The sequence below is a fragment of the Sphingobacterium siyangense genome, from assembly GCF_023277505.1.
Lineage (GTDB): Bacteria > Bacteroidota > Bacteroidia > Sphingobacteriales > Sphingobacteriaceae > Sphingobacterium > Sphingobacterium siyangense.
Window position 1 is genome coordinate 1,287,375 of record NZ_CP080574.1, and the last position, 20,168, is coordinate 1,307,542.

Sequence of the window (20,168 nt, forward strand, 5' to 3'; positions counted from 1 at the left end):
GTGGCTCAAGCTTATATATTTGAACGTAATTATAAATTAATGAGTAGAACATTTTTCGCTTTTTTTCTTTTTGTTTCGTCGTATTCAGTAGTCGTCGGACAAAAAATCCATTCACTTGAGTTTGCTTCTCCAAAGGCGATGCGTGATTATTTTACCTATGCTAAAGATAAAAAAATTGTAAGTGGTCATCGGGGAACGATGGAGGCTGGACTTCCTGAAAATTCGATTGCGGCATTTGAAGCCGTATTACGAAAAACACCGGCTATTTTTGAAATCGATCCGCGTTACACCAAGGATAGTGTTGCTATTTTGATGCACGATGCGACATTGGATAGAACCACAAATGGAAAAGGAAAAGTATCTGACTATACCTGGGATGAACTGCGTAAGCTGAAATTAAAGGATCAGGCTGGAAATATTACCCGGTATGGTATTAACACACTTGATGAAGTCATTCAATGGGCAAAAGGTAAAACCATTCTGAACTTAGATAAGAAAGACTTGCCATTGGCGGCCACAGCAGCAATACTAAAAAAATACAATGCCTACAGTTGGGTATGGGTTACGGTACATAATACTGAACAGGCAGCGTTTTATTTGGCGCAGAATCCAGAACAGTATATGTCCATGCATATTAAAGATCAGGCTGCATTGGAAAAATTTAAATCTTCTGGATTATCCTACGACCGTATGATTGTCTATATTGGGCCAGAACTAAAGGATTCCAATCAGGCGATGTACCAATTCTTCAACAACAAAGGTGTGATGTGCATGATTTCAGCGGCGTCTACCTACGATAAGTTGAAGACAAAGGCAGAACGCGCCGAAAAGTATAGGGCCATATTTGCGGAAGGAGCCTCCATTCTTGAGTCGGATCTCCCTATGGAAGTTGGTGAAGTAATCGATTCGTTTTAACGGATTATGATCAATCCAAATTGATATTGTCATCTAAAAATTTAAGATACTTAGGCGATTCATCTTCGAAAATGTCTCTTCCTTCCATCATATAGGCGCGGAGAAGATATTCCTGGGCAGACTCGCTATTGTTGTCTTCCAAATAGCACTGTCCTAAGCGTAGCATGATAAAAGGGTTTTCGTAGGCATTTTCGATAATGTTCTGTTTTGCCTTTTCAAAATGGGAAAGGGCATTGTCAAAATCGTCCAGTAAGAAAAAGGCATCTCCTATGGAAGCTTCGAGCCAAAGACTTTCCGCATGAACATGTTGTGGACTAGGGACTAGATCAAGTGCTTCGGTCCACACCCGGATCGCCGCCTGATAGTTGCCTTCATCACATTGGATGTTTCCTTCTTCGCTAAGTTGGTCTATTCTGTCTAATGTTTGATCGTCCATAACATTTTATTCTTTAGAGTGCTATACGAAGATAAGAAATATAATAATAAAAAACACCTGAAGCCTAAGCCTCAGGTGTGAGCTGATTGAAATACCTATGTTTATTTATTCCACCATAATTTGGTGCTTATCACATCATCTCCTTGCCGTGAAAGTGCACTTTGATAATTCGTCTTATTGGTACTTTGTTCTTTTAATGGATATACCAAACGGCTTGGGATTGTGTTGCCTACCTCAGGAGTGAACGTATATGTAACAGGTTTGCCTTCTACTGTTCCGGTCCATGTAATATCACCTTTCTTGATTAGGAATAACGGATACCCTGTTCTTCTGATTTCGGACCAAGATTCGATACTTTGGTTGAAAAGTGCTAGGTACTTTTGAGAAAGCACATTTTCCTTATTCGCAGCAGGAAGTTTACTCAGATAGGTTGCTGCCTCATCAGAAGGTACAGACCATTTTTCAAGAGATGCCCGAACCCCCTTTTCGTAATTAGATTGATCCCAGTTGTTGTTTTCAGCTAAAATGAAAGCAACTTCCGCATATTCTACAAGTACTTCCCCGTAATCTGCAGCATTGATAATGTCACTCGGTAGTGATATTTTGTCTACAGGAAATAGATTGCCCGCTGCTAGAGGGAGACCATAGGGTTGGCCGTAGTAAACATTTCCTGAGCTTGTCTGTTTAGCAAATTTTGACAGACGTGGATCTGCAATTTTAAAGGGGCCACGACTGCCCTGTAAAGTTTCAATAATCACATTAGAAATTGCAAAGTCTTTTCGATTGGCAGTTACCGTTGCTCTAAACAATGGTGCTTCATTTGGTGATGTTTTGGAGTATTTAAATACCGCATTATCATTGTTGGAGGTGAATACACCTTTTTTGATGGCATCGGCGATATGTGTCGTTGCCAAAGCTGCATCTTTGCCTTTTATCCGATTCGCAACACGTAGACGTAACGAATTGGCGAATTTTGCCCAGCTACTATTTGATCCTTTATAAATAATATCAGCTGTTCCGAAAGTCGTGGCTGTTGGATACTTTGCTAATGTATCAGCTGCCTGCTGTAATTCATTGAGAATGTCTTTGTAGATTTTCTCTTGACTTGCATATTTTGGCGTTAGGTTATCCGGATCCTGCTGTAGCGCTTCAAAATCTGCATCTTTATTGCCATAGGATTCATAGGGGATATCACCAAAAACATCTGTTAGCGATTGGAAAGCGTAGGCTTTAAGTATTCTTGCTATCGCAATCTGATTGGTATTTGTACCAGCTGTTCCCGCTGCGGCAATCGCTTTAGTGGTTTCATTGGTATTAAGCTTAATAATTTCATTTAAATTATTAAGCGATTTATAGGTCGCAGTCCAATAGTTGTCTGAATAGCTTGTTGGTATTTGATAACGAGATTGGTCCGTATAAATGTTCTGACTGAAATACTGTGCAAATAATTGAGCACCTCGTAGGCTTACTTCTTCACTTCGTAATGCATTGACTAGCTGTTTTTCGGCGGTCACTAGAATCGTTGGCGTTGTAACAGAAGCAGGTCGATTTGGGTCTGTATTGATATCGCTAAATGTGGATTTGGAGCACGAAGTAGCAATAAGCGACAGGCCGATGAATGAAGTATGTAGTATGTTTGATATTTTCATCTGTGTATATTTATTTAATAAGTGCTTGTTCTGATTATCGATGAATCTGTTGCACTTGGTGTATCTTTAAAAGCTGATGAACGATCAGATTTATCCGGTCTAACATTATGGAGTAAATCTTGATGAGTTTCATCTTCTAGAATTTAAGATTAACATTAAAACCATAAGTAACTGGAAGAGGTATATTTCCACCTTCAATACCCTGCACATTTCCACCACTGGATGTGAACTCTGGATCAATATACTTACTCTTGGTATAAATGTTCCAAAGATTACGTCCGTATACATTCACGCCAATGTTTTTGATAATTTTGGGATTAGTCAATTTGAAATTGTAACCCAGAGTAACTTCCCTTAATTTAACATATGTTGCATCGAAGATTGAAAATGTTGTTGGACCATTATATTCATTGCGCGCCCATTGTTGTGCAGTAATATTAGTGGTATTCTGTTGGATGTTACTCACATCGTACGAACCATCACTATGGAATGCAACATCTCCCTTAACTCCATCCAGGACGACACCCGTTTCACGAATATTATTTGCAGCTGTCTTATCCAAAATACCAGAATACATACCAACTTTATAGGTTTGTGAGAAGAATTTTCCACCCACTCGACCCGAGACTAAAAAGCCTAGACTAAAGGTTTTGTAACGGAAGGTATTTTGGATACCGAAGGTAAAATCGGGCAGTACTGACCCTAAAGGAACCAACTGTGATGTTTTCATGTAGGTGCCATCTGCCTGGACAACGCGTTGTCCGTCCGGAGCATAGACAAAGTCGTAACCCAAAAATTGGCCATAGGATTCTCCTTCACGCGCAACGAGCTCGACCAAGGAATTGCTTAAGCTCAAAGTGTTGACCTGATCATCCAATTTAATGACTTTGTTTTTATTCTTAGCCCAGTTGATTGTCGCATCCCAAGTGAAATTTTCGTGTTTGATAGGGGTACCATTTAAGACGACTTCAATTCCTTTGTTATTGATTTTTCCAGCATTGAATACTTTTCCGGCATACCCGAATGATGAAGAAACAGGGACTGGCAGGATTTGATTCCTCGAATTGTTGTTGTAATAGGTTATATCAAATCCTAGTCGATTTTTGAATAGTTGTAGATTTAGGCCTGTCTCCCAAGAGCTGGTAATTTCAGGTTTTAGATTAGCATTTGGTTTAGTGCTTGGAAGCCCATAGGACGCTTGTCCGTCAAAGGATTGCTCGGGTTCGTAGACTTTATACAATTGATAAGGATCTGTATCATTTCCGACTTGAGCCCATCCCAAGCGGATTTTACCAAAACTAAGCCAATCCAATTTTTTAAATGCTTCCAGTTGGCTAAAAACAAAACTACCTGTTAGGGACGGATATATAAATGAATTGTTGTTGGTCGGCAATGTAGATGACCAGTCATTACGTACCGTTCCATCTAAATACAGAAAATCGTTGTATCCCAAAGAGAAGCTACCATAGATTGATGCAATGCGTCTATGGTATCGGAAGTTGTCAATTTTAACTGCATTGGCATTTTTTAGATTGTAGTAATTAGGAATAATCAAACCGCCCTGTGTAATCGCATAGTCTTGCTTTCGCTGTTGGTCACGAAGATTGGCGCCTATGTTCCCGATAAGGGAGAATTTATCCCAGTTTTTCTTGGCGGTAGCCAAAAACTCGTAGTTGTATTCATTTAGTTTATTGTTGGCTTCCTCGTATTGAGAAGTGCTTCGTGAATAAACCGCAATTCGATCTTGGGACTGGAATGAATAAATATCTCCATGTACTTTAGCCCCTAAAGTTAGCCAATTGTTTAAGTCATATTGTAAACCGATATTACCGTAGAAACGATCTCTATTGTCCTCCATGTACGACTCATAGGCGGACCAATAGGGATTATCAATAAAACGGGTCGCCTCGGCGGCAGGCGTATTTTGCCATCCCGTTCGGTTCCAGGCTAACGGAGTTCCGTCTTCACGTTTGTAGTTTTCCAATATTTTGTAATCGACTTGTACAGCTCCCCATTGGAATGCTTCAAGGATAATATTTCTATTGGAAGCACCAGTCCATGGACGGCCTACTGATGCATTACGGATATAGTTAAAATTCGAATTAATCTTCAGTTTACCTAATTGTGTACCCCCAGAGAAGTTAAAGGTATTACGGCCCAAACTGGAGTTGGGTGTTGTTCCTGTTACATTTTTATTCGTGTAGGAAAAGCGATAATTTGTATTTCCGCTATTGCCAGCTATGGCAAAATTGTTGGTGTTGGATACACCTGTCCGAAAGAAATAACTAACATCATTTTTGGGATAAATCCACGGAGACGGATTTAAATAGTTGGCCTCATCTTCAGGGTTCAGATTATACCATTGAAGTACTGGCGTGCCGTCGAGTTTTGGTCCCCAGCTTTCATCTGCGGCATAATCGACTATTTTGTAGTCTGTTCCATTGATATTTTGGGTCTGGAAGCTTGTAGAATACCCTTGACCATAGAGATGTTGTCTTTTGGGTAATCGAACAATATTTTCAAAATCAACTCCGGTATTTAAGGAAATATCTACTTTTTCACCCTTTGATGCACGTTTGGTCGTAATCAGTATAACCCCATTGGCTGCCCTAGAACCATAAAGAGCAGCAGCAGATGGCCCTTTTAATACCGAAATGTTGTCAATATCATCGGGGTTGATATCTTGTATCATGTTACCAACATCTTTACCGGCACTTCCGTTGATAGTAGAAGAAGAGTTTAAATCGGTATTATCAATAGGCGTACCATCAATGACATATAGAGGTTGATTGTTTCCCGCGATTGAGTTAATACCTCTAAGCAAAACATGGGAAGATCCACCCATGTTTCCGCCTGAGGTCGTTACTTGAAGTCCTGCAACTTTTCCAGACAACGCACTGAGGGCATTGGTAGGCCGCGTTTGAAGTTCAACAGATTTGACCTCCTGTACGGCATAACCCAGTGATTTTTTCTCACGTGAAATACCTAAGGCCGTCACAACAACTTCGTCCAGTTGAGAAGTCGTTGGCAGAAGTTGAACCGTGGTGAAACCTGTAGTATTGGTTTGAACAGTCTTAGTTTCAAAGCCAATATATTGAATGCTGATGTTAAGTGAGCTTCCGGTCGAAGGGAACTCAAATAGTCCATTTACATCTGTTTGAACCTGTTTTTTACTGTTTGTTTCGGTAACTGTAGCTCCTTGAATAGGATTATTATTGTTGTCGACTACCTTTCCTTTTATAGTGGTTTGTGCGTATAGTGCGCTAGTACTAAGACAAAGCGCGGCCATTACGACAAAATTTATGTTGTTTTTTGCCATACTAATTATAATAGTGAGTTTATTGTTTGAGTTGGGTTATAGGAGATATTTGAAATTTACCTGTAAAAACATCCCCTTAGGACATTCGTTTTTTAAGGATATTATCTGTATGCTGTTTCATGTGTTAAAAAATGTTAATGCAAATATATAAAATCTACCTGATAACTATACTTTGTTTTTTTGTTTTTTGTAATTTTTGAGTCAGAATGATAAGATACGGTCTTTATAGGTGAGGAGTAGCTGGGGCAGCAAGTTTTTTTTCTTTTCGGAATACCTTCTTGTTTTCTTTGCAATATGTTGCCTGTCAGAATATTGATTGGTAGGTGCGAATCGTAAACGACAACGCACGGATTGTAAATCCTTGTATTTTCGAATAAGAAAGGGCAATGTTCTTGTGTTTCCATGATAGTGAATTAAAACGTTAACACGATGATTCTTGTTGGCACAAGAACAAAAGTTTTAGCTAATAAATCGCAATCGGCAATCGGCAACTGCGATTATTGTGGAACAGTTCAATCCCTTTTTGCCTACAGGCAAATTAAATATTTCCATGTTTTTTGGATACCCGTTTTTCTCTATAGTTCGGAGGTCATTACCATTTGTAATCATTGCAAAAAGTTGAGTTACCAACGTGAAATCAACCCACAAACACTTCAGGCCATATCTTCGGGAGCTATCCGTAAAACACCTTTTGGATATTTTGCGGGCTTAGTTCTGATTGGGCTTTTTGTATCTGCTATTGTTATAGCAGGAATTTACGGTGCAAAAAAGAAGGAGAAATACCTGAAAGATCCAAAGGTGGGTGATGTGTATGAGGTTTCCTATACAAAAGATGGAAAAACGATGCGTACGCTTTATCGTATCGCCAATTTAACGACCGACTCTGTTACCTTTGACCTAAACGATTATGAAGCAGATAGCCGAAAGGATCTACGCAAATTGCGGGAGCAACATGCAGATAGCTATTCTGAAAAGCAACGTTTATCGCGTGCTGAACTTGAAGAAATGAAAAGTAAGATATCGAATATTGAAAGATTGTAATGATCATTTTTATTGTTGTTATAAGCAAGGTTCAGCTTTTTACCAGATCTATTTCTTTGTTTTGATAATATTAAATTTATGGACATAGCCCAACATAAAATATTGTTTCAATGTAAGTGAATTCCTAAAATATGTTACGTTGCCTTGACTGCCCCAATAATTTTGGGTATTCTGATTCAATATATCAAAGCCGGTCAATTTTAGCTGTGAATTATTTTTAAAGGTATAATAGACAGACGCATTTAAGATATGGTAGTTTTTTCTGCCGCTCAATCCGCTAGCCCGGTTATCTAAGGAGTATGTTGATTCCAGCGAAAATCCGTGGATCGGATTAATATTCAATCCTGCACCAATTTTACGGATTGAAGAAGTTGATTCAATAAAGTCGGGGTTATCTTTTACCGAATTTATGTTCTTGTTCCAAGAATAGGTATACTGTGGTGATATCGTCACTAGGTTTTTCCACGTCGCGGAAAATTGTTGGCTGGCATTGATCCCTATATTGGTCCCTTTATTATCAACATCATTAATGGAACTATAATTTTCATAGGTATAGATACTGTTGTTTTGCGATAGATAGAATGACCAATTTTTACTGGCTTTTAGGTTGTATCTCAGGTAAGTATAGGCACTATAGTTATATTTTGAGCCAGCGAGAAACATCTGGGTGGTCATTTGTCCTGTATTGTTGTTTCGCCAGCTACGGGACCCGATGCTGTTATTGACATAATTGATATTTCCATTTACATTAAACTGTAACTTCGACGTATACTTATAGTATGATATACTGACATTCTGTTTTTCGATATTGTTGAATATAAAGGATGTCTTTCGTGTATATAATGGATTTAGATCCAAGACGAGCTGCTGAATTCCATAGAGCTCGGGAGACTCGAGATCTTTATACCAGCCGAGGTTTAGATCTTTATAACGTATATTAATATTGGGCAACCAGTAGCCTAAAGATGATTTCTCGGCAGAGTTGATTTTAAGTAAATCAAAATGATTTACCTTTACTTGATAGGCTGTTCCAAACTTTACGTTAAAATCTTTGGTGGGTCTCCAGTAAACTATAATACCGGTAATATAATCCTGGTATTTGTAACGATAGCTATTTTCATAAGGAGCTGCATGCATTTCTCCAGTGCTGTCGCGGTTGATATATACACTTTCCTGTGGCCCTTGGCGGTTAGTGACATAGGTAAAGTAGTAGTCAAAGTTTAGTTTTTTAATTATTTTATTATAATAGGCTGCACTGAAATATAGGTTGTTGGAATTATTTTGTGTTCGGTTTTTATACCATAAACTAGTTCGCGACTTAGCTGTGTCATATATATAGGTGTTTTGGAAGGACGTATCGGTCTTTTCATTTGTATTGATGGAAATCGTATTTCTAAAAGATACGATGTGGTTTTTATTGAGTTGTTTTTCGATATAGAATCCATGTGAATAATTCAGGGTATTTTCCTTATTTCCGCCCGTACCTGTTGCGTCATTTAGTTTTTTGAGATCCGTATAGGAGCGGTTCATTCCGAAGGTTGAATTGTTTTTTGAATTGATACCCAAATTCGGTGTAAATTCAAAATAGGCTGTTGTATCCATGCGATGTCGGAGGAGGGTTTTGAGATTATGCCCTACAGATTTCTCCTGTTGCTGGTAATCGGATGCTGAATATTGTTTTTCCTGATCGTATAAAGAGATTTGATTGCCGGTATTTTGATTTTCAGCTTTATTATATTTCAGCATGTACATGATGTTCAGCTTGGTCTTCTTTCCCCAGTCATTGTTGAGATTAAAGCCCAAGCCAATATCGTTGGCTTTACCCGAATAGTTCCTACCTCCAAAATTATCAAATCCATAGTTTTCGGCACGTCCAAGTCCAGCTTCTTGGTTCAATTCATTGTAATCAAAACTCTGGCGGTTAATGTTATTTCCAAAACCGAGGAAACTCAGCTGTAGTGTGTCCTTAAATGTATTGAATAAACCACCGGCCTCATACCTGCTCCTTGTACCTGCACTACCATAAAGTTTACCAAAACTGGCCTTGAGAAAATCTTTCTTAAATTTTAGGTTAATCGTAATCGGCAGTTTATCTTCGTCTTCGTTATCTTTTTTTGTTTCGCCCTTATCACGGTACACCTGTACTGTTTTGATAAGAGAAGCATCCAAATTTCGTGTGGCAATACGTACGTCACTCGAAAAGAAATCCTTGTCGTTTACTTTTACTTTTGAAACCTCTTTCCCTTGATAGTAAATAGAGCCATCCATATTAACCTGAAGACCAGGTAGTTCTTTGAGTAATTCCTCTACGTTGGCGTTTGGACGAGTTTTGAAGAAGTTGGTGTTATATTCTAACGTATCTTTATTCATCCGTACGGGGGGAACAATATTGATGACTACTTCATCGAGGCTTTTCGAGTCGAGCTTTAAGTGAGCGAAATCATAATTTTCTCCGTTAGGTATAGTAAATTCCTTACGAAAAGGATTTGCATTGACATGTGAAATAAAAAGCGTTAATGCGGTCCCTGTGGGAATTTTAACAAATTCAAATTTACCTTTTGTGTCAGTAAGGAGGTAGGAAACTACGGAAGAGTCTTTTGAATTGAGAATCGTTACAGTTGCTTTTTCTAATGGTTCCGCATTTTGAGAAAATACAGTCCCAAGAACTTTGCCCTTCGATTGACCTAGAACTATATTTGTGGTGAGTAATAAAATTAAAAATAAGTAAATTTTCATAAAGTTAAGTACGCATGTCTTGGCTATATTGGTGATTAAAATGATTTTATGTAAATCATTTTAATACTATATTAAAGAAATGAAAATTATACTATAAATGAAAATTTATTTATAAGACAATCGATTGCGGATTCTATTTATTGCAATTTTTTTAAGATTATGTGTCTGCAAAACAACCTATTTACAATGAGCTATTGGACTTAACTATATAGGCAGCATTTCAATAAACATTTCGAAGAAACGAATAGCAATAAAAAAAGGGTATCCAATAAATCGGATACCCTGATGGCATAATTAGTCGATGTTGATTTTGTAAATAGCTTCTGCTTCTTTGTCATCAAATTGGCGCATTTGTGTGATCAGTTTCTTTTTCATCAGTTTGACGACGCTTTGATAGGTAGGATCCTTGTAAACATTATGGAGTTCACTGGGATCCTTTTGAAGGTCAAAGAGTTCCCAATTTTCGATTCGTTTATAATAGCGGATCAATTTATAACGGTCATCACGAACACCAAAATGGGGGCTCACGGCATGTTCTCCATTTTCAAAATAATGATAGAACAGCTCTTTTCGATGTTCCTCTTTGTTATTTTTCAGGACATGTACAAAAGATTCACCTTGCATGTCTTTCGGTTTTTTGATAGCAGCTAACTCCAATAACGTGGGAGCGATATCAGCGTTGACAATTTTGGCGTTTATGGTCGATTTTGCGCGTAATAGGGCTGGGTACCGCATGACCATTGGGGTACGAAAAGATTCCTCATACATCCAACGTTTGTCGAACCAACCATGCTCACCCATATAAAAACCTTGGTCTGAAAGATAGATTACAATTGTATTTTCACTGAGTGATTTTTGATCCAGATAATCTAGTACTTTCCCTATATTGCGGTCCATAGATTGGGCAGTATTGAGATAATCAATCATATAACGTCTGAACTTCCATTCTGAAAGTTGCTTGCCCGTCAAATTACCTTGCTTTAGTTGTTCATAAATGGGCCGATAATAGGTGATATAGCTATCCTTTTGAGCTTGGTTCATCCGCTTGAAGTTACCGTCGGCCATCATGTCTTCCAACGAATTGAACATTTTGAGATCGTAGCCCATTTTCATGTCCTTGTCAATGGACATTTCCTGCAATGCGGCTGCAGGTCTACTTTGGTAATTGTCGTAGAAAGTAGTGGGTAAGGTGAAATTTACAGTATCGTAGCTGCCGAAGTCCTTTGGATCTGGCATCCAGGTACGGTGTGTGGCTTTATGACCGATGACTAGACAAAATGGCTTATCAGCGTCTACCGTATCGAGCCAATCAATAGCTTTTTCGGTTACGATATCGGATACATACCCTTCAGTGCGTTTGCGGCCCTCTTTGCTGATAAAATCTGGATTAAAATAAGTCCCCTGTCCAACAAGAATATCATAATAGTTGAAACCCTGCAGTTTGTCTCCTAAGTGAATTTTACCCACCCAAGCGGTATTGTAACCTACGTTTTGGAGCTGTTTCACAAAAAGATCCTGACTAAAGTCGAATTCAGAAGTTTCATTGTCTTTGAATCCATTTTTATGGCTGTATTTACCCGTTAATAATGTCGCTCGGGATGGTCCGCAGATCGAATTGTTGACGAAGGCATTTTTAAATAGGGCACCCTGAGCAGCGATGCGGTCTATCTGTGGTGTTTTCCCATATTTCGAACCATAGGCACCGATTGCTTGATAGGCATGATCATCGGAAATAATGATGATGATATTAGGCTTTTTTTGTGCAGAAGCATTTTTATAGAGAAGTGTTGCGATTACGGCAAATAAAAAGATGCTGAGTTTCATTGTGTTTTTTGGTTTAAATTGAATGTATCAAGCTTTTTTAAGCTATGCTATTTGAAAATAGTGTAAATTTCACGATGGTGATAACGCTGACTAAGATAAGGATTATTATGTATTACATAAAATAATTAAGTGATTGAATTTACTTTTTCATATCATTGTCTCTATGTATTTTTGATGCAGATTAAAATGAAAATAAAGGATAGATCAGATCTTTTTTATACTACAATTATGAGATTTAAGTTGTTATTTAAGGGTATACTTTTGGGGGCTTTAGTAGGCGCTTGGAGTCTAAAAGGGTTGTGTCAAGAGGCAAAACCACCAATAATGGGTTGGAGCAGCTGGAATAGCTTTCGGATCCATATTGATGAAAAGTTGATTCGGGAGCAGGCAGATGCCATGGTCGCGACTGGCTTGCACGATGCGGGATACAGTTATGTCAATGTGGATGACGGGTATTTCGGGGGGCGTGACCAAGCGGGAAAACTTTACGAAGACCGTTCAAAATTTCCTGGCGGAATGCGGGCCCTATCCGATTACATTCATTCCAAGGGATTAAAAGCGGGACTGTATTCGGAGGGAGGAAAAAATACCTGTGGTTCTATCTGGGACAAAGACCCAAAAGGCATCGGGGTAGGGATGTATGGACATGAAGACCAAGACGCGCAGTTATTTTTTAAAGAGTGGAATTTTGATTTCATCAAAGTGGATTGGTGTGGTGGATTGGAAATGAAGCTAGATGATCGCGAACAATATACAAAAATAATAACGGCAGTGAAGGCTGTTCGCCTAGATGTAGGCTTTAACCTTTGCCGCTGGCAATTCCCGGGTGACTGGGCCATTAAACAGGTCGATTCTTGGCGTATCTCGCAAGATATACAACCAAATTTTGCTTCAGTGTTGCATATTATTGATCTCAATCGTAATCTTTATCCCTATAGCTCTCCGGGGCATTATAATGATATGGATATGCTTCAAGTGGGTAATGGAATGACTCATGAAGAGGATAAAACGCATTTCTCGATGTGGTGTATGTTGAATTCACCTTTGATGGCTGGAAACGACCTTCGGAAAATCTCGAAACAGACACTTTCTATATTGACTAACAAAGAGCTCATAGCTCTGAATCAGGATAAGGCTTTTAAACAAGCACAAGTCGTTCATAAAGCGGGTGAGGTAGAAGTCTGGAAAAAAGATCTGGCAGATCCAAAGCATAAAGCATTTGCAATTCTTAATCGGTCGGACAAAGAAACGATGTTTAAACTGGATATTAAAGCGCTGAATTTGTCTCCAAAAAATCGCGTCAGAGATTTATGGCTTCATCGCGATGAAGGAAACCTTGGTCAGAATACAAAATTCATTCTTCCTCCGCATGGAATCATTGTACTGTTGCTGTCTGAATAACAAAGTGTCAAATTGTACGATAACCAAGTAAAAGGATTAAGTGGAGATGCTTTAAAGAAAAAGCCCAATCATATGATTGGGCTTTTTTATAGTGTTGTAAATCAATCATGTTAAACAGATTATCCAATAGATTTCTTATATAAAAAGAGTCGCTGATAATGATTGTCAAGATGTTTGCGCATGGCATTTCGAAAAACCTCGGCATTGCCGACCTTCAATATATCAACTAGGCCTCGGTGTGAAATAAAGCTTTTCGATGAACTGGGACTAGTCAGTAAGCCGCTGCTATGGACATATTGAAAAACAGGTAACAGCATGTTCTGGAAATCTTTGAGAATCGTATTTCCAGTGATTTCATAAAGCTTACCGTGAAAGGCTACTTCAGTTTCAATGTCGAAAATTGTATTATCTGCATTTATAGGTTCCTTGGCAACGATCGCTTCCAGCTCCTCAATGTCTTTTTCCTGTATATGTTCAAAAAGAATATCCGCCATACCCACCTCCAGCACCATGCGCATTTCAAAAAGATCCTGTAAGGTCTTGTTTTCCATAATGGTTGGGTAAAGTGATTTGCGTAGCGGTTTTATGAGATCTGGACTTGTTAGAACGGCCCCACGATGTTTTTTTGATTCGATCAATCCGACCATACGTAACCGCAACATAGCTTCGCGAACTACTGTACGACTTACACCAAGGGTTTCGGCCAATTCAATTTCCTTAGGTAAAGCATCTCCAACCTTTAAGCCTTGGTTGACAAAAAGATTGATGATTTCTTTTTCAGCACGGTCTACTAGTGAAGAGGTATCAATTGTATTAAGATGTTCTATCAGCGAAGAATTCGGTTCCATATATATTACATATCGCGCATTAGGCGCATTAAGACAAAGATAATTAATAAAAGTGATTAATATGTTATACATAATTTGATTTAAATTTGTTTTTTACATTTAGTAATTTATATATTTGTATATATGTAATACTTAATACAAACCAATATGTATTCAAACCTAAAATTACGAACCCTTCTCACGCTGTCTGTTTTGATGGGCAATTTGCTTTTAGCCCAGGCACAAGACCATGCGGTGCGGGGAAAAATTACCGATGCAAAGACAGGGGAGTTGCTCGGCAACGTGACTGTAAAAGTCAAAGGATCCAACCAATCTTTGCAGACAAATGCTGATGGGACTTTCTCAATCAGTACCAATCCCAATACTATTTTAGTCATCACGTCTACGGGGTATAGACCATATGAAGTAAAAGTTGGACAATTAAATCAATTGGATATCAAACTCGAGTCCAAGGTTGAGCAAATGGATGAAGTTGTGGTGGTTGGATATGGAACACAAAACAGGAGAAGTGTGACTGGTTCCATCGCTAAAGTGGATAAAACTGTTTTGCAAAATACGCCACGTTCTAATGTTGCTACAGCATTGCAGGGAACTGTACCTGGATTACAGGTGGTGAATAAATCGGGTACACCCGGGGCGGCGCCTATGTTAAAATTGCGCGGTGGAGCATCAATTAAAAGTTCTAGTCCCCCATTAGTGGTAATAGATGGCGTCATTCGTGAGATGAATGATGTGAGTTCGGATAATATTGAATCCATCGAACTTCTAAAAGATGCTTCTGCAACGGCAATATATGGAGCTCGCGCAAATAATGGCGTAGTTTTGATCACAACGAAAACCGGTAAATCGGGACAGTCAAATATATCTTATAAATTCACAGGAGGCTTTAACCAACGTCGTGAGGGGTATCGTTATATGAATGCTGGGGATTACATTTATTATACGCGCTTGGGTTATTTAAATGCCGGTAAAACGATTGAGACAGCTAATAGCTCCAGAGGACTGGGATTATTGACTGATAATGCAAATTTATCTTCCTTCGATATTCGTCGTTACACATCTGACTTGGATCCATTACTAGCTAAAGGGTGGCAACTTGTTGATGATCCGTATGGTGGTCAGATAATTTATAAAGATCATTCGGGTGAAGTGGAGGATATCTTATTTCGAAATACCTATACAAAGGATCATTATGTAAATGTATCGGGCGGTAACGATCGAGGAAAATATTTCGCTGCATTTGATGCATATGATGAGAATGGAATCATTGTGGGCTCCAACTATAAAAGATATACTGCAGATCTAAATGGTTCATATAAGCTGAAACCGAATCTGGAGGTGGCAACCTCGGTCAATTTGTCAACTGCTTCTCAATATGGCGTTGGCGGATCGGAAGTAAGTGCATTATATCGGAATTTGGCTATTTGGCCAACATTTAATCCTTGGGTTGATGAGGCGAAGACGAGACCCAATCCAGGCAACGGCATCAATGATGGGAATCCATTGTATTGGTTGAGCCGTATGGAGAGAAATAATGAAACGAATCGCATTGTCGTAAACGGTTCCCTAAAATGGGATATTATTCCTGGTCTATACCTCAAGGTCTCGGGAAATGCCTATATGAAAGAGTTATTGAATGAGTTCTTCCAAAAATCGACCCAGACCTATGCCAATGTGTTTTCTAACCCCGAAACAATAGGCAGTACTTCAAGAGATGCTTATCGCAATATAAATCGCGATTTCCAAACACAGTTCAACGGTATTTTAAATTATACCAAGACATTTGGTGAGAAGCATAATCTGAACGCTATGCTTGGTGCGGAATATTTTAATACAAAAACAGATTATATGCAGGTGTATGGGAAGAATGCGCCTACTGATGATATACCGACCGTCAATGCTTCGACTGTTTTTGTGGCTGGAAATAACACATCTTCGAAATCTGAATATAGAATTATTTCGTCCATGGGACGTTTGGCTTATGATTATGATGGGAAATATTTGTTGAATGCCGTATATCGTTTGGATGGTGTATCGAGTTTAGCAGATGGCCATCGTTGGGGCTTTTTCCCAGGTCTTTCTGCAGGCTGGAATGTTCATCAAGAAACATTTTTTAAGAATACCAAATTAGCGGAGTATATTTCAACTTTGAAGCCTAGACTGAGTTACGGAGAAAATGGAAATATAAACGGATTAGGCAGATATGAAGTCCAGGGAACCTATTCCTTGCAAACCAATTATAATGGAACCGCTGGATACCTCAATACACAGCCGGTAAATGGAAATCTGGTTTGGGAAACGAGTAAAACTACTGGTGTAGGCTTAGATTTAGGTTTATGGAAAGACCGCGTAACTTTACTATTCGATTATTACAATAGAAAAACTAAAAACCTTTTAACAGATCTGACTCTGCCTAGTTATATCGGCTTCTCGTCTATAAATACCAACTTAGGAACTTTACAAAATAAAGGCCTGGAGTTTGGGTTACAAGCTCGCGTGCTTAGAAATCCCGATGGTATTAATTTGAATATTGGCGCCAATGCCGCATTTGTTAAAAATAAAATACTGGAGCTGCCGAATAATGGAAACGAAAATAATCGTCAAGGTGGTCTACAGGTCTATGATCCAACATCGGGTCAAGTTAAATGGGTAGGTGGGTATCAGGAGGGGCAATCGCTGGGCGATATCTACGCATATAAACAAGTATCAATATTTAAAGATGATGCTGAGGTAAGTTCAGTTGCCGGAAACCGTACGGATAATATTGCAGGAATTACTGGGCCTAATCTCCCTGTTGGAAAAAATGGAAGAATTACTCCTGGAGATGTCAATTGGCTGGATGTCGATGGAAATGATATTATCGATTCACGTGATCAAGTGTATATCGGCAATATTAATCCAAAATGGACGGGCGGATTTACAACGAATTTAAGTTATAAGAATCTGAGCCTTTTTTCAAACTGGGAGTTTGCGCTGGGACATAAGATTTACAATGATCTTGTTGCAAGAACATTGGGTAATTATCAGGGCACATTCAATTATATTGAGCTGCAAAAACAAGCTTGGTCACCCACCAACACTATAACAGACATTCCAAAGGTTTATTTTGCGGATCAGGTTGGTGGTTCCAAACAGAATTATACACGTGGAAACAATGCCAATGCGGTATTGAATAGCAACAATTCGAGGTTTTATGAAAAAGGAGATTATCTGGCACTCCGTGAGTTGACTCTCTCGTACGACATGCCCAAATCATTGCTCGAAAAATCGCGGGTATTTTCGCATGCACGGATTTATTTTACCGGATCTAATCTTTTTTATATCACAAAATTCTCGGGTCCATCGCCTGAACCGCCAGTAGATGCGAACAATTTGGTTACAGGTATATATTTAGGCACTTATCCCACACCAAGATCTTATGTCTTAGGTGTTCAACTATCCTTTTAATCTTAAAAATTGAAAACGATGAAAATCAATATAAAAACCTTGAGCTTGGCAATGGTATTGGGACTAGGCCTCTTAAGTTCTTGCAATAAAAATCTAGAGTTAAATCCCGTGAGTACCATTAGTGATGGGAATTACTGGAAGACAGCCGATCAGTTTGATTCGTTTGTGAGTGGTCTACATGCAAGATTTCGGAACCATGAGCGCGCATTTGTACTTCTGGGTGAATACCAGGGGGAGGTCTTTGGCAATGATCCCGGAACGACATCGTCTTTTACAGGGGAAGCTCCGCAAGGGTTGGAAAGAATGTGGAATCATAATTTGGATCTCGATAATCCGGGGGTGAGCAATTTCGGGGCTTTTTACGAAAACATCAATCAGATAAATTTGTTGATCAGCAAACTTAATACGACTGATATTGTGACCGCTCAAAATAAAGGTTACTATTTAGGGATTGCTTATGGAATGCGTGCATTCTACTATTTTCAGCTGTATCGTTCCTGGGGAGATGTTGTCCTGCAAACAGAGCCTGTTGGAAATATTGATATCACCAACCTTGCTAAAGCCGCTTCTCCAGCTTCGGATGTTTTAGGGCTTGTAACTTCGGATTTAGAAAGCTCTCTGACTTCTTTTGGAACAGATTACTCCGTGAAGAATACAAAATCGTATTGGTCAAAATCAGCAACATTAATGCTTAAAGCAGAAGTGAATCTTTGGAATGCACATCGAGGCGGAGGTAAGGATGCTGCTTTAACAGCCAAAAATGCTTTATCGGAAATAAAATCAAATCTTACCTTGTCTCTGCAATCAGATTTTTCTGGTCTATTTTCTTCAACCAATCGCGGTAATAGTGAAATGATTTTTGTAGCGCGTCATCAATTAAATGAAGCGACTTTAGGTTTTATATCCGATTTTGTTCCACAATCTGGCCTTATCGCAAATTATTATGACTCACTTTCCAACAGAAAATTCACTGTAACTGCTGAAAATTATGGTGGAATATTACGTGCACCGACTCGTATCCGTTCGTATCGGGACTACAATGATTTGGATCAACGTAAAAACACATCTATTCAAGCGGCCTATTCAAAAGATGCGACAGGAAAGTTCAATATGGCCGGTTGTTTCCTGAAAAAATATCAAGGTGAACAAAATGCTGGATCTCGGGCATTTACGAATGATTTTCCAATCTATCGTTATGCGGATTTACTCTTGCTGTTAGCTGAAGCTAAAGTGCTACTGGGTGAAAGCCCCAAAGAGGAAATTAATTTGGTTCGAGCAAGAGCTTTTGGAAGTAATTACAACGAAGGTACTTTTGGTTTTCCAAATCAGAAGATAGACAGCGATCCGATGGAAGCAATTTTAAAAGAACGCAAATTAGAATTTATTGGCGAGGGGAAATATTGGTATGATTTGAGAAGAATGGGCGATAGCTTTGTTTATAAGTATACATCATTACCGGTAGCAGAATCATTTCGCCTTTTATGGCCAATAAATAGGGATGCGTTGACAAATAACCGGCTACTGGTTCAAACAAAAGGTTATACGTCGTTTTAGTTACATTTAAAAAAAATAATATAATATTAAATACACAGATCATGCTAGACCAAAAAATCTCAGGATTAATTGCAGCGCCATTTACTCCTTTCGATGAAAACGGAGAATTGAATCTTGAGCTGATTCCGCAATACTATGCGATGTTAAAGCGCAATCGGGTAACGGGTGCCTTTATTTGTGGCTCTACCGGAGAAGGGGTGTCGTTGACTTTTGAGGAAAAAGTTGCGGTCATGACTGCTTGGGCCAGATTAACGAAAGAGGATAATGCATTTACACTCATGATGCTTCTTGGCGGAACGAATATCAAAGAATGCCAACAATTGGCTAGGCTGGCCGAGCAAGCAGGGGTAGATGTTGTTTCATTTACTTCACCATCTTATTTCAAACCTGCTAATGTGGAACAATTGGCAAAATGTTGTGTCGAAATTGCTAGTGCAGCCCCGAATACGGCTTTCTATTATTATCATATCCCGGTATTGACCGGTGGAAACTTCCAGATGATCGACCTGTTGAAGAAAATTGATGGCGTAATACCAAATTTTAAGGGAATCAAATATACGCACGAAGATTTTATGGATTTTCTAAGCTGTCTGAATTATGCAGATCGGAAGTATGATATGTTATGGGGAAGAGATGAGAATATGCTGTCCGCTTTGGTATTGGGTAACAAAGGAGCTGTCGGAAGTACCTATAACTACGCTGCACCTTTATATCTTGAGCTTATAGAGGCTTATGACCGGGGAGATCTTGAAAAAGCTAATGCTTTGCAGCAGCAATCTATCGATATGATCGCATTGTTAGGAAAGTATGGTGGTATTTCAGTAGGAAAATCGTATATGAAATTGATTGGCCTTGACTGCGGAGCATTTAGACTACCCGTAAAGAATATTTCTGCGGAGCAATTTGAACTCTTTGAGAGTGATGTGAACAAACTTAATTTTCAGACGTTTTGTGCACAGTAAAATAGATCTCCCTCTCGAGATGAGTATCATGAGTGC

At 38.9% G+C, this 20,168-nt stretch carries 12 protein-coding genes; 6 read left to right on the plus strand and 6 right to left on the minus strand.

Annotation, left to right across the window (positions count from 1 at the left end; genetic code table 11):
- The first annotated feature begins 39 nt into the window (after positions 1 to 39).
- Complete coding sequence (locus K2F45_RS05270; RefSeq protein WP_075994648.1) at positions 40 to 915, plus strand: glycerophosphodiester phosphodiesterase family protein; 876 nt, start codon at positions 40 to 42, stop codon at positions 913 to 915.
- 10 nt (positions 916 to 925) lie between these two features.
- Here K2F45_RS05270 and K2F45_RS05275 read toward each other — a convergent pair whose 3' ends face one another.
- The 3 genes from K2F45_RS05275 to K2F45_RS05285 form a co-directional block, all read right to left on the minus strand.
- Positions 926 to 1,351 carry a tetratricopeptide repeat protein gene (locus tag K2F45_RS05275; protein WP_075991244.1) on the minus strand — a complete coding sequence of 142 codons (426 nt, stop codon included), beginning with the start codon at positions 1,349 to 1,351 and terminating at the stop codon, positions 926 to 928.
- A 101-nt stretch (positions 1,352 to 1,452) separates the two neighbouring features.
- Positions 1,453 to 3,000, minus strand: a complete 1,548-nt coding sequence (locus K2F45_RS05280; protein ID WP_075991245.1) for a SusD/RagB family nutrient-binding outer membrane lipoprotein — start codon at positions 2,998 to 3,000, stop codon at positions 1,453 to 1,455.
- A 136-nt stretch (positions 3,001 to 3,136) separates the two neighbouring features.
- Positions 3,137 to 6,319, minus strand: a complete 3,183-nt coding sequence (locus K2F45_RS05285; protein ID WP_083663497.1) for a SusC/RagA family TonB-linked outer membrane protein — start codon at positions 6,317 to 6,319, stop codon at positions 3,137 to 3,139.
- A 618-nt stretch (positions 6,320 to 6,937) separates the two neighbouring features.
- On the opposite strand from K2F45_RS05285, the gene K2F45_RS05290 reads away from it, so the two are divergent.
- Complete coding sequence (locus K2F45_RS05290) at positions 6,938 to 7,360, plus strand: hypothetical protein (protein ID WP_237241996.1); 423 nt, start codon at positions 6,938 to 6,940, stop codon at positions 7,358 to 7,360.
- 48 nt (positions 7,361 to 7,408) lie between these two features.
- Here the strand turns inward: K2F45_RS05290 and K2F45_RS05295 are convergent, their stop codons facing one another.
- A complete protein-coding gene (locus K2F45_RS05295) occupies positions 7,409 to 10,096 on the minus strand; it encodes a carboxypeptidase-like regulatory domain-containing protein (protein ID WP_075991248.1) in 2,688 nt (895 codons plus the stop codon).
- A 294-nt stretch (positions 10,097 to 10,390) separates the two neighbouring features.
- Positions 10,391 to 11,920, minus strand: a complete 1,530-nt coding sequence (locus K2F45_RS05300; protein ID WP_075991249.1) for a sulfatase family protein — start codon at positions 11,918 to 11,920, stop codon at positions 10,391 to 10,393.
- A gap of 228 nt (positions 11,921 to 12,148) precedes the next feature.
- Between K2F45_RS05300 and K2F45_RS05305 the strand changes: the two genes are divergently transcribed.
- Positions 12,149 to 13,321 (plus strand): glycoside hydrolase family 27 protein, encoded by a 1,173-nt coding sequence (locus K2F45_RS05305; RefSeq protein WP_075994649.1) that lies wholly within the window; start codon positions 12,149 to 12,151, stop codon positions 13,319 to 13,321.
- Between the two features lie 119 nt (positions 13,322 to 13,440).
- On the opposite strand, the gene K2F45_RS05310 is transcribed toward K2F45_RS05305, so the two are convergent.
- Positions 13,441 to 14,169 carry a FadR/GntR family transcriptional regulator gene (locus K2F45_RS05310; protein WP_075991250.1) on the minus strand — a complete coding sequence of 243 codons (729 nt, stop codon included), beginning with the start codon at positions 14,167 to 14,169 and terminating at the stop codon, positions 13,441 to 13,443.
- Positions 14,170 to 14,316: 147 nt separating this feature from the next.
- On the opposite strand from K2F45_RS05310, the gene K2F45_RS05315 reads away from it, so the two are divergent.
- The 3 genes from K2F45_RS05315 to K2F45_RS05325 are packed head-to-tail and all read left to right on the plus strand — an operon-like array spanning position 14,317 to position 20,132.
- Positions 14,317 to 17,616 (plus strand): SusC/RagA family TonB-linked outer membrane protein, encoded by a 3,300-nt coding sequence (locus tag K2F45_RS05315; protein WP_075991251.1) that lies wholly within the window; start codon positions 14,317 to 14,319, stop codon positions 17,614 to 17,616.
- An 18-nt stretch (positions 17,617 to 17,634) separates the two neighbouring features.
- Positions 17,635 to 19,170: a SusD family outer membrane lipoprotein NanU gene (nanU, locus tag K2F45_RS05320; RefSeq protein WP_145328185.1), complete on the plus strand. Its 1,536-nt coding sequence runs from the start codon at positions 17,635 to 17,637 to the stop codon at positions 19,168 to 19,170.
- Between the two features lie 41 nt (positions 19,171 to 19,211).
- Complete coding sequence (locus K2F45_RS05325) at positions 19,212 to 20,132, plus strand: dihydrodipicolinate synthase family protein (protein WP_075991252.1); 921 nt, start codon at positions 19,212 to 19,214, stop codon at positions 20,130 to 20,132.
- Positions 20,133 to 20,168: the final 36 nt, after the last annotated feature.